Source organism: Mycobacterium sp. UM_Kg1 (assembly GCF_000972925.1).
GTDB classification, from domain to species: domain Bacteria; phylum Actinomycetota; class Actinomycetes; order Mycobacteriales; family Mycobacteriaceae; genus Mycobacterium; species Mycobacterium hiberniae.
Genome location: NZ_JRMK01000026.1, coordinates 1 through 15470 on the forward strand (window position 1 = coordinate 1; position 15470 = coordinate 15470).

The 15470-nt window shown below is 66.3% G+C and carries 15 protein-coding genes; 6 read left to right on the forward strand and 9 right to left on the reverse strand.

Features of this window, described 5'->3' with window-relative positions; translation table 11 throughout:
• From LI92_RS06260 to LI92_RS06275, 4 genes are all read left to right on the forward strand, one after another.
• A partial coding sequence (locus tag LI92_RS06260) for an MMPL family transporter (protein WP_204368889.1) occupies window positions 1–1265 on the forward strand: 1265 nt, incomplete at its 5' end.
• Entirely contained in the window at window positions 1247–2185 is a 939-nt protein-coding gene (locus LI92_RS06265; protein ID WP_046317157.1) for an SDR family NAD(P)-dependent oxidoreductase, read from the forward strand. The genes LI92_RS06260 and LI92_RS06265, both read left to right, overlap by 19 nt.
• 5 nt (window positions 2186–2190) lie before the next feature.
• Entirely contained in the window at window positions 2191–3666 is a 1476-nt protein-coding gene (locus LI92_RS06270; protein ID WP_192829991.1) for a cytochrome P450, read from the forward strand.
• 14 nt (window positions 3667–3680) lie between these two features.
• On the forward strand, window positions 3681–4517 hold the full coding sequence (locus tag LI92_RS06275) for a phthiotriol/phenolphthiotriol dimycocerosates methyltransferase (RefSeq protein WP_046317162.1): 837 nt from the start codon (window positions 3681–3683) through the stop codon (window positions 4515–4517).
• Window positions 4518–4549: 32 nt separating this feature from the next.
• Here the strand turns inward: LI92_RS06275 and LI92_RS21815 are convergent, their stop codons facing one another.
• Complete coding sequence (locus LI92_RS21815) at window positions 4550–5041, reverse strand: pyridoxamine 5'-phosphate oxidase family protein (protein WP_052740722.1); 492 nt, start codon at window positions 5039–5041, stop codon at window positions 4550–4552.
• The gene (locus LI92_RS06285) at window positions 5028–5498 is read right to left on the reverse strand and encodes a hypothetical protein (RefSeq protein WP_152665357.1); all 471 of its coding nucleotides are present in this window, start codon (window positions 5496–5498) and stop codon (window positions 5028–5030) included. Before LI92_RS06285 ends, LI92_RS21815 begins: the two co-directional genes overlap by 14 nt.
• A 263-nt stretch (window positions 5499–5761) precedes the next feature.
• On the opposite strand from LI92_RS06285, the gene LI92_RS23680 reads away from it, so the two are divergent.
• Window positions 5762–5938 carry a hypothetical protein gene (locus LI92_RS23680; protein ID WP_192829992.1) on the forward strand — a complete coding sequence of 59 codons (177 nt, stop codon included), beginning with the start codon at window positions 5762–5764 and terminating at the stop codon, window positions 5936–5938.
• Window positions 5939–5994: 56 nt separating this feature from the next.
• On the opposite strand, the gene LI92_RS06290 is transcribed toward LI92_RS23680, so the two are convergent.
• The 5 genes from LI92_RS06290 to LI92_RS06310 form a co-directional block, all read right to left on the reverse strand.
• Window positions 5995–7536: an adenylate/guanylate cyclase domain-containing protein gene (locus tag LI92_RS06290; protein WP_046317165.1), complete on the reverse strand. Its 1542-nt coding sequence runs from the start codon at window positions 7534–7536 to the stop codon at window positions 5995–5997.
• A gap of 131 nt (window positions 7537–7667) precedes the next feature.
• Entirely contained in the window at window positions 7668–8777 is a 1110-nt protein-coding gene (locus LI92_RS06295; protein ID WP_046317166.1) for a 3-beta-hydroxysteroid dehydrogenase, read from the reverse strand.
• 43 nt (window positions 8778–8820) lie between these two features.
• A complete protein-coding gene (locus LI92_RS06300) occupies window positions 8821–9060 on the reverse strand; it encodes an exodeoxyribonuclease VII small subunit (RefSeq protein WP_046317168.1) in 240 nt (79 codons plus the stop codon).
• The gene (gene xseA, locus LI92_RS06305) at window positions 9050–10291 is read right to left on the reverse strand and encodes an exodeoxyribonuclease VII large subunit (RefSeq protein WP_046317170.1); all 1242 of its coding nucleotides are present in this window, start codon (window positions 10289–10291) and stop codon (window positions 9050–9052) included. The genes LI92_RS06300 and xseA overlap by 11 nt, the downstream gene beginning before the upstream one ends.
• Window positions 10288–10878, reverse strand: a complete 591-nt coding sequence (locus LI92_RS06310) for a lipid droplet-associated protein (protein ID WP_046317172.1) — start codon at window positions 10876–10878, stop codon at window positions 10288–10290. The genes xseA and LI92_RS06310 overlap by 4 nt, the downstream gene beginning before the upstream one ends.
• 96 nt (window positions 10879–10974) lie before the next feature.
• Here LI92_RS06310 and LI92_RS06315 point away from each other — a divergent pair, with 96 nt between their 5' ends.
• A complete protein-coding gene (locus LI92_RS06315) occupies window positions 10975–11991 on the forward strand; it encodes a 4-hydroxy-3-methylbut-2-enyl diphosphate reductase (protein ID WP_082109586.1) in 1017 nt (338 codons plus the stop codon).
• Between the two features lie 34 nt (window positions 11992–12025).
• On the opposite strand, the gene LI92_RS06320 is transcribed toward LI92_RS06315, so the two are convergent.
• Window positions 12026–13756, reverse strand: a complete 1731-nt coding sequence (locus LI92_RS06320; protein WP_046317174.1) for a SulP family inorganic anion transporter — start codon at window positions 13754–13756, stop codon at window positions 12026–12028.
• Window positions 13757–14266: 510 nt separating this feature from the next.
• Complete coding sequence (locus tag LI92_RS22940) at window positions 14267–15421, reverse strand: DUF6542 domain-containing protein (RefSeq protein WP_046317176.1); 1155 nt, start codon at window positions 15419–15421, stop codon at window positions 14267–14269.
• Between the last annotated feature and the right edge of the window lie 49 nt (window positions 15422–15470).

The following is a 15470-nucleotide window of genomic DNA, read 5'->3' on the forward strand; positions in this document are numbered from 1 at the left end:
CCCGGGATCGGTCCCGCCGGCGCTGGGACAGACTTGCCCGGGCCATCATGTCCAGACCAATTGCCGCCCTGGTGGCCACGTCTGCTGCTCTGCTCGTCGTCGCGGTGCCGACGCTCGGGATGCGGACAGACAGCGGCGACGCTTCGGTACTGCCGAAGAGTTCGTCGGTTCGTCAGGGCTACGATCTGATCGAGCAGCAGTACGGGCAGGGAGCCATCGAACCGATATTGGTCACGCTCGAAGCGGATCATCCGTTCTCTGGCCGGGGCGACTTCTCGCGCCTGGCGGCAATGACGAACGGGTTCAGTCGACTCGATCATGTGGTGCGGGTCGCCTCCCCGATACCGGCCCTGCAGGCCGTGATGCCTGCCGATCCGTTGGCGGCGATCGAACCGATGAATTTCCGTCGCCTCACGGGAGATTCCCAGATGTTCATCAACCGGTTCGTGTCCGGTGATCGCACTACCATTGCCATCGACGTCTTTGCGAACGGGCGTGCCGGCGACTCCGACATCAAGACACTCCTTGGCCAAATCCGAGCCGTCGCGGCCAGTGACAGCGCACCGGATTGGCGGGTATCGGTGGGTGGCTTGGCCGCCGTGCTATCGGCTGCCACCCAACAGCTGTCGGCCGCCAGTCCTCACGTCATCGCGGTGATGCTTGCTGTTATCTACCTGCTGCTGGTCGTGACCTTTCGCTCACTGTTGTTGCCGTGCAAAGCGATCCTCCTGAATCTGCTCTCGGTGGGCGCGGCGCTGGGCGCGGTCGTCGTCGTCTTCCAACGGGGCTTTCTCGCGGACGTGCTGGGGATTGCGTCGGTTGGTCCGATACAGAACTTCGTCCCCATCTTGCTCATTGCTGTGCTGTTCAGCCTCAGCACCGACTACGAGGTGTTCCTGCTGAGCCGGGTTCGCGAACGCTACGAGCAGACCGGCGACAATTCCGAGAGCGTCGTCTACGGACTTGTGGAGACGGCGCCGCTGATCTCGGGCGCTGCCTTGCTGATGGCCACCATCATGGCGGCGTTCCTGATCGCACCGCTGGTGACGGTCCAGCAGTTGGGGTTCTCGACCGCCGTCGCCATTGCAATCGACGCGACGATCGTCAGGCTCGTCATGGTGCCGGCCGCCATGCATCTGATGGGCCGTTGGAACTGGTGGCTGCCCCGCAGCATGACTCCCTACCGCGGCAGGCACCGGCGCGGCCGCGGTCGTGTGGCGATCCCGGCCGATGACGAAGGTGCGCAATGGGTCCCCGCATCGTGACACCGGCGCGGTCGAGGTCCGTGGTTGTCACGGGGGCGTCGAGCGGGCTGGGCAAAGCCGCTGCCATCCGCCTGAGCGGACTCGGCTACCGGGTGTTCGCGGGTGTGCGTACAGCCTCGAGCGCCGCGGAACTCGCCGGGTTGCCCGTCGTGAGAGGCGAGCTCATCCCGGTACTGCTCGATGTCACCGACGCGGGGTCGATCGCGCAAGTCGGTGAGCTCGTCGAGCACGGATGCAGCGATACCGGACTGTGGGCCGTCGTGAACAACGCGGGCATCTCCGTCAGCGCCCCGCTGGAATGCGTTCAACCGGACGTGCTGCGAACGCAACTGGAGACGAATGTCGTCGGCGCAGTTGCAGTAACGCAGCGCCTACTGCCGTTACTGCGCGTGTCGCGGGGGAGGGTCGTCAACGTCAGTTCCGGTATCACCAACGTCGTGCCGCCGTACCTGGGAGCGTATGCGGCAGCCCAGTACGCCAGGGAGGGGCTGAGCGATGCGCTACGACGCGAACTGCGCCCGCTGGGGGTGAGCGTCTCGGTCATCCAGCCCGGTGCGGTTTTCACCCCGATTTGGGGAAAGATGCGCAGGTCGGCTGACGAGATTCTTGCTGCGGCGCCTGCAGAGGTCGTTGATGCGTACCACGAGAGGTTCATCGCGGCTCTGAACACGACCGAGGGTTTGGCGCGGGCGAGCAGAACTACGCCTGCGGACTACGCCGATGCCGTCGCCGCGGCGTTGGCGGCCAGGCACCCGAGGATTCGATATCGGGTCGGTGTCGATGCGTGGGGCAGCGCTGTTGCCCGCTTTATGGTTCCGGGTCGGATGATGGATGCCTTGATCGACGTCTCGCTGAAGGTGTGTGCAAGGGCCGTCAGGTCTCCCGGATATGACGCCCTCGTGAAATCAGGTCAGCGATGATTGGGATGGCGACCGCCAGGCGGTATACCGAAGCTGTCCGGCGGTGGGTAAAACGGCGTGGCCTCAGGGGTGGAGCGACGGTCGCACGCATCCTGTTGAACCGAAAGCCTATCCGGTGTGATCTTGCCCCAGCTCCGGAAGGGAGTGGGCTTCGACCGATTCCAGGAGACAAGGGTCTGCCGGTTCTTGGTCATGTCGTCGAAGCGGCGACACTGCCCATCGCGTTTTTGGAAAGTCGGCTGCAAACTTATGGTGCGGTCTCGTGGATGCGCGGCTTCACGATGCCGTTCGTGCTCGCGCTCGGGCCCGAAGTCACTCAGGAAGTGTTTGCCAACAAGGACCACGCCTTCTCTCAGCAGGGGCAGGAGCGCTACTCCGGCCGCTTCTTCCCCCGGGGACTGAATCTGCTGGATTTCGAGGAGCATCGCGTCCACCGTCGGATCATGCAAGAGGCCTTCACCCGAGAACGTCTGAGTGGCTATGTCAGTTCGATGGATACGGTCTGTCGTGCCGCAGCGGCCACGGTGCCCGAGGATGAATTGTTGGTTTACCCGTACCTCACACGCACCCTTTTCGATGTCGAAACCAAGGTGTTCCTAGGTGAGGACCCCGGGCCGCAGAGCGACCTGATGGCCAAGGCCATCACTGACTGTCTGCATGCCGTTATGGCTGTGGTCCGGTTTCCAGTTCCAGGTCTGCGCTGGTACACCGGTGTGCGTAGTCGACGTGCACTCGAGCGCTATTTCTATGCCAAGATCGACGCACGGCGAACCTCTGGAGGCGATGACCTCTTCTCGATGCTTTGCCGAGCTCGCGACGAGGACGGCAACCAACTCGGCGACGACGATGTCGTCAACCACATCATCTATTTGATGTCGGCTGCATCCCATACCAGCGCGGCCGCCGCAACGATGGTGGTGTATCAGTTGGCGCTCCACCCCGAGTGGCAGGACCGAATCCGCGCGGAGATGCCGGCTCAGACGGGCGATGGGTCACTTGACCTGGACGCACTGGATCAAATGCGGTCCCTGGGGATGGTGATAAGCGAATCGATACGCTTGCTGTCCCCGGTGCCTGTGGTGTTCCGAAAAACTCTGGTGGACAGTGATATCCAGGGATTCTTCGTGCCAGCAGACAGGATGGTCGTGGTCGCTCCATTGCTCAACCATTACTACCCGAACCTCTGGAGCAATCCGCACGCATTCGATCCCGAGCGGTTCAGCGGCGCTGGTCGCGACGACGGATCGCACCGTCTTGCGTTCGTGCCGTTCGGCTCAGGTGTGCACAAGTGCATCGGCATGCATTTCGCCACAATGGTTATCAAGGTGTTGATCTACCACTTGCTCAGTGGCCGGCGGTTGGTGGTGCGCTCCGGTTACACCCTGGAATGGGATACGACGGCATTGCCCACTCCGATCGACGACTTTCCGGTGCTCATCCGCGGGGTCAACCCGTATGTGAACGTGACTGCGGCTACGTGAATTGGGGCTCTTCCATGGAAATCACCTACTTCTTGGCATTCAACCGTTTGGTGTCAAAGTACTTCTACCGCATACAAACCCGCTTGTTCGCAACCGATGACGTGGTGTTCCTCAACATCGGTTACGAGGAAGATCCGCCGATGGCGCTGCGTCTCGCGGCATGTGACGAGGCCGACCGGTTCTACATTCAGCTCTATCACCGCCTGGCGACCCAGGCCGACCTGAGCGGCAAACGGGTGCTGGAGGTCGGTTGTGGTCACGGTGGCGGAGCGTCGTACTTGATGCGGACCTTGGCCCCGGCTTCCTACACGGCGCTCGACTTGAACCGGTCCGGCATAGCCTTCTGCCGGAAGAGGCACAACCTGCGGGGCCTGGACTTCGTGCACGGCAACGCCGAGAAGCTGCCCTTCGCCGCCCAGTCTTTCGACGCCGTGATCAACCTCGAATCCTCGGCTGCCTACCCTCATTTCTCCCGCTTCCTTGCCGAAGTTGCGCGGGTGCTTCGTCCGGGAGGTCATTTCCTGTACGCCGATCTTCGCCCCCGCAGCGGCATCGCGGAGTGGGAGACTGCGCTGGCCGAGGCCCCGCTGCGGATGGTTTCGCACAAGCTCATCAATGCGCAAGTGCTGCACGCTCTCGACGCGAATGCACAACGGACACAAGAGCTGCTCAGCCGCATGCCCGCCGGCTTACGCAGCCTTGGCCGCGAATACTCCGGTATCGAGGGGACCGGGTTCTACCGCGCACTGCAACGCGAGAAGTATCTGTACCGGATGTACTGCTTTACCAACGATGATGCGGCGTCCATTCCCGGGGAGGTCGCCTCCAGGGACGCGGTGTCCGGCTTATGAGGCCGGACTGCGTGCCCTGGCCGCCGGCACTATCAGGATGTTTTCGTACGCCCAGTCTGTGTGGGCGCGATCAGGAATTCCGCTTCCTCCGGGCGGACCTCGAGCACGCACTCCGTTCCCTTTTCCCCCGACGAGACAAAGCGACGTACCAGCGGGAGAAGCCGAGCATGCGTCAGCGAGTTAGCGAGCCCTCGTCGGTTGAGGATGTACTTGCGCAAGTCGTGGCGTAGGTACCATCGACAGAGTCGGGAATCGGTACGGACTTCGGCTCGACCGCGAATCCTCAGGACTCTGCGGTCGTTCGGCTCGCGCTCGATGTCGAACAGCAGCGTCACCCGCGGGTCGGCCCTGACATTGAGCGCTGCCAGAGTGCGGTCCGTGGTGCCGAGGTAGATTTTCCCGCGGCCGCGCACAAAGTAGAGCGGGTTGACGTGGGGTCGTCCGTTGCGAGAGACAGTCGCAATGCGCGCCACCATCGCGCGCCGGAGAAACTTGACTACCGCCGGATCGTCAGGGTTCATCATGCGCCTCCCTCATCCGCGCGTAGTCCCAGCTGACGACTCGTGTTGGCTGGATTGCGAACCAGCAGAAGTCGTCCGCCAGATCTTTCACCCTGCCGAGTGGCTGGACATGTCCGCGCACGTAAATCGCCCGAAGGTCGAAGAACTGGACACCATCATCGATGACCAACACCACTTCCTGGCCAACGGTGCAGTGACGCGCGGCGTTTGCGGGCATTCCGAACAAGTAGCGATCGTCCCTGAACGTCACCGTGACTGGCTCAGCTTGTGGGCCCTCGTCGCTGGCGAAGGTCACACAGGCCCGTGGGACTTGCTCACGCAGATCGCGCACCTCGGTCACATCGACGTTGAGCGTAACGCGCTTGACCCGAGCGTCTTGAGTAGTCATCCCGATGCGTCCGATGCGCTCAGGTGCCCCATCAGCGCTCCTTCCACCAGGTACCGGCGAATCCATTGCCATCGTCACTCCGGGGCGGATCGGTGGACTCAGTAGTAGGCCACTGAATTCCGGCCCCAGGGCTAGGGCGGGCGGCAGCGGCGCGGGTCTGTCATCCGTGAGCCTCGCGGTCGTCGCAGGTGTCCAGTCTCGACGTCCCGCCCCCGTGAACGGCTCAGTAATCCGCCGTCGGGAGCGGGTGAGATTGCAGTGCTTCGCCACTGGGCGCGCCGCCTCGAACGGGAGTGACGATTTGTCGGTCACACCCTCGCGGAGGAGGGCAGATCATGTCCGCATCAGTCATCCCGTTGACGCACGCGATTTCCACTCTGGTGATCGGCGCGGCACGCGCGCTGTTCCCGAGGCCGACCGAGGGTACCGGCCGGCCATCACAGCACTATCCACCGCAGCCCAACGACATTTTCGGAGATGCCGCCATGGCGCGGGAAATGCATCGGCTGTGAGCGGCGACCCCTACTCCAGATGCGGTTCGGCGACACCAGGCTCAACGCATCCCTGCTCATCTGCGGCCGGTTGCCGGGGTGAGGCGGGCCATCCCGCGCACGATCCACGGTGCACGCCTCGCGATCGCCTCCACGGCGCGGTCCGAGCGGCGCATCGCGGTCCGACGGCCGGGAGTGGGCATTGACGCCAGTTCCGCCTCAGGCGATCCCGCCCGCGGGCCGTGGCGATCGACCTCCAGCAGTTGCCAGGTGCCGGGTACCCCGCGCAACTCGACGCTGCCGCGATCCTCAAAGCCGGTGCCCGAGCCGACTACCAGATCACGCACGGTGCTGGAGACGAGGATTTCCCCGGGGCCGGCCTGACCCATGATCCGGGCCGCGATGTGGACTGCAATCCCGCCGATGTGGTTGTCCCGCAGTTCGCACTCGCCGGTGTGAATGCCGGCGCGGATGTCGATACCCAATGTCTCGGCGTCGGTGCGCAGGGCCTCGGCGCAGCGGATGGCCTGCGTTGGGCCGTCGAACGTGATGAGGTGGCCGTCGCCGGTGCTCTCCACCACGGTGCCGCCGAATCGTTGCGTGATCTCCGCGGTGATCTCATCGAACCGGTGCAACACCGCACGCCACCGCTCATCGCCGGTCGCCGCCGCGTGTCGCGTGGAGGCGACCATGTCGGTGAACAACACGCTGCGCAGGGCGCGACGGGACAGCGATGGCGCGGCATGGCTGCCGGTGAGAAACTCCTCGACCTCGGTCAAGATCTTGTCGGGATCCGCAAGCCAGGGCGCGTGGTCGCTGCCGGCGACTTCGAGAAAACGGGCAGCGGGGATGTGATCGGCGAGGTATCGGCCGCACTGCACCGGAGTGACTTCGTCGCGGGCATGGATGACCAGGGTGGGCGCGCTGATCGTTGGCAGGATCGGCCGCACGTCAAGCCGGAACATTGCTTCGAATGCCGCGCGCGCCATCCCCGGGCTGGCGCTCATGCGCTCCACCATTGCCAGCAGGCGGGTCGCCCGCACCGACGGCAGCAGAGCCTTAGCCGCCTCGCCGCTGCCCCACGCCGAGAGGACGCCGCGCCAAAAAGCCTGCACGCGGGCGAGCTGCTGCACCGAGGGCGTGTAGACCTCACCCAGCTCGGGTAGAAGGTGCGCCCGCAGCTCGGCCGGATCGCGGTCCACGTCATCCCAGCCGTCGATGAAGGCGTATGCGAAGGTGCCGGTAAGAATCAGCGCCCGCGTCCGCTCCGGTCGTGTTGCCGCGAAGAAGATGGAGGCCGGGCCGCCCTCGCTCGCCCCGAAAAGCACCGCTCTGTCGAAGCCGACGGTGTCCATGACTGCCTCGATTTCGGCCGCCCGATCATCCAGCGTGGGAACTCTCGGGACCGGGTCCGACAGACCTACTCCGGCCTTGTCGAACAGAAGCACGCGACAGAACGTGGAGAGCCGCTCGAAGAAGGCCACAAATTCGGGCATGGTCCAGTACAGCTCGATGTGGCTGGCGAACGAGCCGACGACGACAAGCTCGATCGGCCCGTCGCCGAACTCCTGATACGCCAGGCTCAGATCGCCGCAGGATGCGTACGATGTTTCCGGCACCGCACGAGCCTACTGCGGCCGGACACCGGCTGTACCCCATCCACACTGCATCGCGACCCGGCGTGCGACAATGCCGCCCTTTCCGCCCTCCTAGAACTCTGACGGGCGCTGGCTTCCACGAAGAGGCGGCCCTACTCCGGATGCGGTTCGGCGACCACCGTCGCCAGCTGCGGGTGCGCCTCGGCTTTGACCTGCTCGAAGAGCCGCTTGTAGTACGGCAGGCAGTCGGCCATCGCCTGTTCGGTGGTGAACAGCGGCTGATAGCCGAGCTGGCGACGGGCCTTGTCGATCGAGAAGTAGTTGTTGAGGTACAGGCGCTCCACCGCACCGGGTTCCAGCAGCGGTTCGGGAAGCCCGAACCGGAAGTGCAGCCACTGCCAGGCGAACATGACATCGCGCACCACGCGCCCGGAAACCCGGAATTTGGGCCACGGTTCGCCGCAGGCCTCCACGACCGGACGGGCGAACTCGAACATGTTGATCGGTTCGCCGTCGTTGATGAAGTAGGCCTGGCCGGGCGCCGATCCGCCCGGCACCAAGTGCTGCGCGGCCAGGATGAAGCCGTGGATCAGGTTATGCACGTAGGAGTTGTCGAGCTTGGCGTGTTTGCTGCCGATCAGCACTTTGACGTGACCGGCGACCACGCTTTCGAACAGCTTGCGGAACATGGTCTGGTCGCCGTCGCCCCAGATTCCCGACGGGCGAATCGAACAGGTCAGCATGCCCTCCACGCCGTTCTCGCCGAGCACGAACTTCTCGGCGACCACCTTGGTCTCGGTGTAGAGGTCGTTGAACTTAGTGGTGTAGGCCATGTTCTCGTCGCCGCCCGAGATGGCCCTGCCGCCCATCACCACGCTGTTGGAGGCGGTGTAGACGAAACGCTTCACCCCGGCACGCTGCCCGGCCAGGACCAGGTTCTTGGTGCCGTCGACGTTGACCGCGAAGCTGCGCCGGCGGATCTCGTCGGTGACCTTCGCGCCGCCCTGCAGATCGATGATCGCGGCGGTGTGAAACACGGTGTCGATGCCGGCGACCGCAGCGGCCACCGTCTGTGGGTCGCAGATGTCGCCTTCGACCTTCTCCAGGTTGGGGTGGTCGGGCAGGATCGACGGTGCGCGGTCGAAGGACCGCACCTGGTAGCCGCGTTCCAGCAGCGTCCTGACGAAATTGGTGCCGACGAAGCCGGAGCCCCCCGTGACCAGCACCCGGCCCAGCTCGGTAGTCAGTGATGGATCACCCATCGGGCGAGCATAACTGAACGTGTTCCAGTTTTAGTGGCTGAAGTTATGCCTGGGGAGCGTCGCCGGAGTCAGCGTCGAGGGCGTCCTGGACTCGGCGGCGGGCGCCCGCCAAGTGCTCTTCGCACCGTTTGGCCAGCTGCTCGCCCCTCTCCCAGAGGCTCAGGGAGGCGTCGAGGTCCAGCCCGCCCTGCTCCAGGCGCTGCACCACGTCGATGAGCTCGTCGCGGCACTGCTCGTAGCCGAGCTCACTAACGGGTGTCAGCGGATCGCGCTCAGCTGCCATCGATACGTCCTTCACTTGTCGCTGCGATCGCACCGTCGGCGACCCGAATCCGCAACCGGGTGCCCGCGGCGGCGTCCTCGACCGATCGCAGTACCTGCGGCCCGCCGGCGCCGACGGCTTGGACCACGGCGTAGCCGCGCGCCAAGGTGGCGGCCGGGCCCAGCGTAGCCAGCCGCGCCGACAGGTGCGTTACGCGTTCGGCCTGGACGTCGATCAGCCGGATCACATCGCGGCGCACCGCGCTCAGGGCGCGCTGCACCTGCTCGCCGCGCTCGGCCAGTGCGCGCAGTGGGTCGGCCAGCACCGGCCTGCTGCGCAGCTGGGTGAGCACGCGGTCCTCGCGCACCACCCAGTTCCGCACGGCTTGCGCGCTGCGGCGGCGCAGGTCGTCGACCAGCGCCTGTTCGGCGGCGGCGTCCGGGACGATCTTCTTGGCCGCGTCGGTGGGGGTGGCCGCGCGCAGGTCGGCCACCAGGTCGCACAGCGGACTGTCGGGCTCGTGGCCGATCGCGCTGACCACCGGGGTGCGGCAGGCGGCGATCGCCCGGCACAGGGTTTCGTCGGAGAACGGCAGCAGGTCCTCGACACTGCCGCCGCCGCGGGCCAGCACGATCACCTCCACTTCGGTGTCGGCGTCCAGCTCGCGCAGTGCCGCCACCATCTGCGCGACGGCCGTCGGCCCCTGCACCGCGGTGTTGCGCACGGCGAAGCGCACCGCCGGCCAGCGGGTGCCGGCCACCGTCATGACGTCATGCTCGGCGGCGCTGGCGCGTCCGGTGATCAGGCCGATGGTGCCGGGCAGGAACGGCAGGGGCCGCTTGAGCCGCGGATCGAACAACCCCTCGGCGTCCAGCAGCCGGCGCAGCCGCTCGATGCGGGCCAGCAGCTCGCCGATGCCCACCGGGCGGATGGCGCTCAGGCGCAGCGAGAAGGTGCCCCGGGCGGTGTAGAAGTTGGGTTTGCCGCAGACCACCACCTGGGTGCCTTCGGTCAGCTTGACCGGCGAACCGGCCACCAGCTCGGGGCTGCACGTCACGGTCAGGGACATGTCGGCGGCCGGATCGCGCAGCACCATGAACACCGTGCGCACACCGGGGCGCAGATTGATCTGGGTCAGTTGGCCCTCCACCCACACCGACCCCAGCCGGTCGATCCAGCCCTTGACCCGGACGGCCACCGCGCGGACCGGGAAGGGGTTCTCGGCGGATTCGCCCGGGGCGGGGGCGGTCACTTGACGGTGGTGCGGGTGATCCTGTTGGCCAGCAGCGTCTGGAACGGTGCCCGGGCCTTGGTGGCCTCCTCGTAGGCGAGCAGCGTCTCCAGCTCGTCGAGGCTGAGCGAGGCCAGCCGGGCCCGCAACTGGGCCAGGGTCAGCGAGCCGTAGTCCAGCTCATCGACCAGGTCGGGAACCGGCACATCCGCGCCGGAGTCCGAGCCGCCCGTGGCGTCGGCCGCGGCGGGCTCGCTCGGCGGGGCCTCCACGTCCTCACTGAACGAATAGAGCGCAAACCGCCCGTCGGTGCGCTGGCCGCTGTCGGCGTCGTCGAAGGCCGCGGCGCTGGGCCCGTCGTCGAGGTCGTCGTCGAAGGTGGCCCACTCCGGCTGCTCGTCCTTGGGCGGGAACAGCGAATCAAGGGTGGAGTCGCCCTTGTTGACCAGTTCGGCGACGCCCTGCTGCCAACGCATCACCGCGTGCGCGGCCTGGCTGGCCAGCGTCATCGGGTAGGTCAGGATGGTTTGCGGCAGCTTCATGGTCTCCTCGACCGCGACGGTGGCCGCGCCGACCAGAAGCCGGACTCCAAAGGGTGCAGTTGCCATGGCCTCCAGACTGCCTTACCTGCCGTTCATCTCCAAGCATCGGGTGGCGTGCCGCGAGCTGGCGGTCCCGAGTCGGCAGACCGTACGCTGGTTGCCATGCCACCGACCCTCGATGTGGAGAGCTCTGCCGACCCGGGAGCGCCCGTGCCCGCCACCCATACCGGTAAGCGGGTGTTACTGGCCGAGCCGCGCGGCTACTGCGCGGGGGTGGACCGGGCGGTGGAGACCGTCGAGCGGGCCTTGGAGAAGCACGGCGCACCGGTCTACGTGCGCCATGAGATCGTGCACAACAAGCATGTGGTGGACACCCTGACGAACAAGGGCGCGGTCTTCGTGCACGAGACCGACGAGGTGCCCGAGGGTGCGATGGTGGTGTTCTCCGCGCACGGGGTGGCCCCCACCGTGCACGAATCGGCCGCCGAGCGCAGCCTGCGGGTGATCGACGCGACCTGCCCGCTGGTGACCAAAGTGCACAACGAGGCCAAGCGGTTCGCCCGGGACGGCTACGACATCCTGCTGATCGGCCACGCCGGCCACGAGGAAGTGGTCGGCATCATCGGTGAGGCGCCCGAGGACGTGCAGCTGGTCGACGGCCTGGACGCGGTGGACTCGGTGCGGGTGCGCGACGAGAACAAGGTGGTGTGGCTGTCGCAGACCACGCTGAGCGTGGACGAGACGATGCAGACCGTGGTCAAGCTGCGGGAACGGTTCCCCAACCTGCAGGACCCGCCCAGCGACGACATCTGCTACGCCACCCAGAATCGCCAGACCGCGGTCAAGGCGATGGCCCCGGAGTGCGAGCTGGTGATCGTGGTGGGATCGCGCAATTCCTCGAACTCCAACCGGCTGGTGGAGGTGGCCCTGGGTGCCGGTGCCGGTGCCGCCCACCTGGTCGACTACGCCGACGACATCGACCCGGCCTGGCTGACACCCGAGACCGGACAGGTGCAGACCATCGGCGTCACCTCGGGTGCCTCGGTACCGGAGATCCTGGTCCGCGGGGTGCTGGAGCGGCTGGCCGAGTACGGCTACGCCACGGTGTTCCCGGTGGCCACGGCCAACGAGACGCTGGTGTTTGCCCTGCCCCGCGAGATTCGGCCCAATCGCCGCTAGCTGCACGTGCGGCGTCCCCTGGGCGCTGCTGCGGTCAGCCCGCCCTGGGCGGGACCCCCGACGCTGTGACGTCGGCCAGGGCGATCCTCGTGCTCGTCTCGTGCTTGGACAGGGGCCGCAGGTGGTGCCATCCCTCGATCATCAGCTTCGGCCTCGTGTCCTGGCCGTTGAACTCCTCCAGGAAATATCGCAGGGTCTCACTCGTCGTGTGATCGACGAGAGGTACACGCGAGCTCAGGTGCAGCTGCACCGTCCGGGCATCCGGTGGAAGCTGCCCCAATTCCCGGATGACGTGGAACAGGTTGAAACAGACCAGGGAACCATCCAGGTGCAGGTGGTAGGCGCCCTCAGTGAATTCCCGGTGTGACACCGGGTTGCGGAACAGACTGACGAATCGACCGGTCAGGCTCGGCTCGGCGGAATCTGGGCCGGTGCGCGACGTGTGCCACAGGCTCTCCAGCCACAGATTCAGTACCAATTTCACGGCGGTGCCGGCGAGCAGACCGATGAGCAGGTCCGTCGTCAACGTCACGAGCAGGGTGATCACGAAGATGACGGCCTGCTCCGTCCCAACCCGTGCGACATTGAGCCACACCGCGGGACGACACAGTTTGTAGCCGATGAAGACCAGGACGGCGGCCAGCACCGTCAGCGGGACCTTGTTGATCAGGTGGCTGAACAGCAGCACGAACATCAACAGGAAGCAGGCGTTGTAGAAGTTGGCCCACTGAGTCCGGCCCCCGCCCAGAATGTTGGCAGTGCTCTTGACCATGCCGGGGATGATCGTCAGCCCACCGAGCACGCTGGAGGCGACGTTCGAGGCTCCCATGGCCTGCAGCGTCCGATCCGGATCGGAGCGGCGCCGAAAGGGATCGATTCTGTCGACGGCAGCGATGGTCGCCAGGGACTCGACACCGTCGATCAAGACCAGGGTGAGCACCACGTAGCCCAGAGCCAGCCAGAGTTCGGGATGGGCGAACACCGTTCCGAACTGGGGCAGGACGATCCCGTCCATGATCGAACTGGGGACTTCGATCAGGTAGCGCTTGTCCAGTTTGAGAATGAACACGCTGGCGAGCGTGCCTGCGAAGAACACCCAGACCGGAGGCGGCAGCACCTTCAGCAGCCGCCCGGGCAGCGCAGTCAGGACGAAAAGCCCCGCCAGGCAACCGACCCCCAGGATGAAGACCGGACGATTCATCGACCCGACGTGGCGGGGAACTTCGGCCAGGATCTTCCAGAATTCGCGGCTCTCGAACTTCTCGCCCATAAACAGCGGGATCTGCTTGGCGATGATCATCAGGCCGATCGCCGCCAGCATGCCCTGAATCGCCGCGGCCGGGAAGATGGCGCTAAGGCGGGCCACCTTCAACTTGGCAAGGATCACCTGAACCACGCCCGCCAGGGCGATGGCGACCAGAACCAGGGGGTATCCGGCCGCGAGCAACTCGGATTCCGGGGCGCCCTGGCCGAGGCGGATCTGTCCCAGCGTGATCATGCTGGCGAACAGGACGGGCGCCAGCCCCGCCGCCGGGCCGCTGATGGTCACATACGAGCCGCCCAGGAACGGCAGGACAAATCCGGCGATGATCGCCGACACGATCCCGCAGATCGGCGGGGCGCCCGAGGTGATCGCAATTCCCATCGAGAACGGCAGCGAGATCAGGGCCACCGTGAAACCCGACCGCAGATCGTAGCGCCAGTGCTTCAGGCCGGCCAGGCCATTGCGCGGCTTTTCGGTCGGCACGGTCAGGATCTGTTGCATGAATCAGCTTTCTCGGCAGCGGCTAAAAGCAGTTTCGGTAAAGCGCTGCCGGAATTGGTGCAGCGTCAATCCGCATTCATAATGGGAGGGCGCAAATTCGTCGGGGCAGAAAAATAACGTGGTCGCCGTTAAAGTCGAATGAGCCACTTGAACCCGCATTCTCCGTAATCCACGCTGCCGGGGTACGCCAATCTGTCGTGCTGGTACGACGATTGGCCCCCGAACCGGCCGGCGCCGGTATCAGCAAGTACCGCTTGTTGGCGCTGCGCCAACATCGGGATCATAGGCCGACGCGGGTTGGAAATTCCAAGCCTGGAGCCGCCATTGTTGTATCCACAGCAAGTTGGCAGCGTTATATACGGAGAGGTCCAGACTCGATTATTTGGGGGCGGAAAAAAGGGGCTTGCGACACCGGTTTAGCTGCATCGGCCAGATCCGGCTCGCAGCGGTTGCTGATGCCGGTTCAAACAGGGACTGTCAACCCCGCGCTTGCTCGGCCGAGCGCCCTGTCTAGATGTCGAATTCCCAGGAATCGGCTTGTCCGCGCTGCTGACGGGGACGGGTACGGGGCTGCGCCTCGGCGTCGTCGCCGCCGGAACTGCGGTAACGCACCTGGGACACCGGGTGGCGGGTGCCGGCGCCGCGGCCCTCGGCCGGCGGGGGCTGGCGGCGGCGGAGAACCGATTCTGGCGCCTCACCGGGCCGGGAGCCGCGTGCCGACACATCCCGCGACGCACGGGAGCGCTCACCGCCGCGTGCCGAGTCGTGCGGCGGGCGTCCGACTGGCCGCGGCTCGGCGGACCAGTCCGGGGCGGGCCGCCGGCGAGGCTGGCGCTCGTCGCGGGCCTCCGGCGCCGGACGGCGCCGGCGCTGCTGCGGGGATTCCTCGCGGCCTTCGGCGACCGGGCGACGGCGCGGGCGCTGGCCGGTCCCGTCGTCCATGCCTGGGCGCACGTGCCGCGAACGGGTCGGCGCTGCGCCGCCGGCCGCGCCACGACGCTCACCCGCGCGGGGGCGGGATCGCGCTGCCGAGGTCTCCCGTGCGGCCCGGCGGGCCTCCGCGGTGGCCCGGCGGGGACGCTCACCGGGGCGCTTGTCCCGGGTGGCGGGCTGCTCGATGGCATGCGCGGGGTCGCGATTGAGGGCCGAGCCGAGCAGCGCGGACAGGCGGCCGCTGAGGGTGGCCCGCTGCGGGGTGTCCGGGTTCTGAGCTGCGGGCCGGGCGGAGGCGTCCAGCATGCCCAGATACCAGCGCACCATCCCGATCAGCAGCACCGCCGCGGCGGTGAACAGCATCAGCGGGAAGCGCTCGATCAGCGGATATCCGCAGTTGATGACGATCGCTTTCAGGCCGGGGAAGCCGCCGCCGCGGAACAGCCAGTACGCGGCGGGCACCACGACGAACAGGATCAGCGGCGGCTGGACCACGGCGGTGAACACCGCCGACTGCTGCACCATGAGCACCGCAGCCAGGCAGCCCATCGCATACAGGGTCGAGAAGACGAGGGTCAGCTCTTTGTCGCCGGCACCGGCGTCGAAAGCCACGCCGACCGCGGTCGCGACCACCGCCACCGCCACCGCACTCCACCAGGGCAGCCCGGTGATGGTCGGCAAGATGGAACGGTCGTCCGCGGCCACTGCCGACTTCTCCCGCGCTACTGCCACACGAAGACGGTACCGGCTGGCGGCGGCGGGGGCGCACGGCGGCACGCGC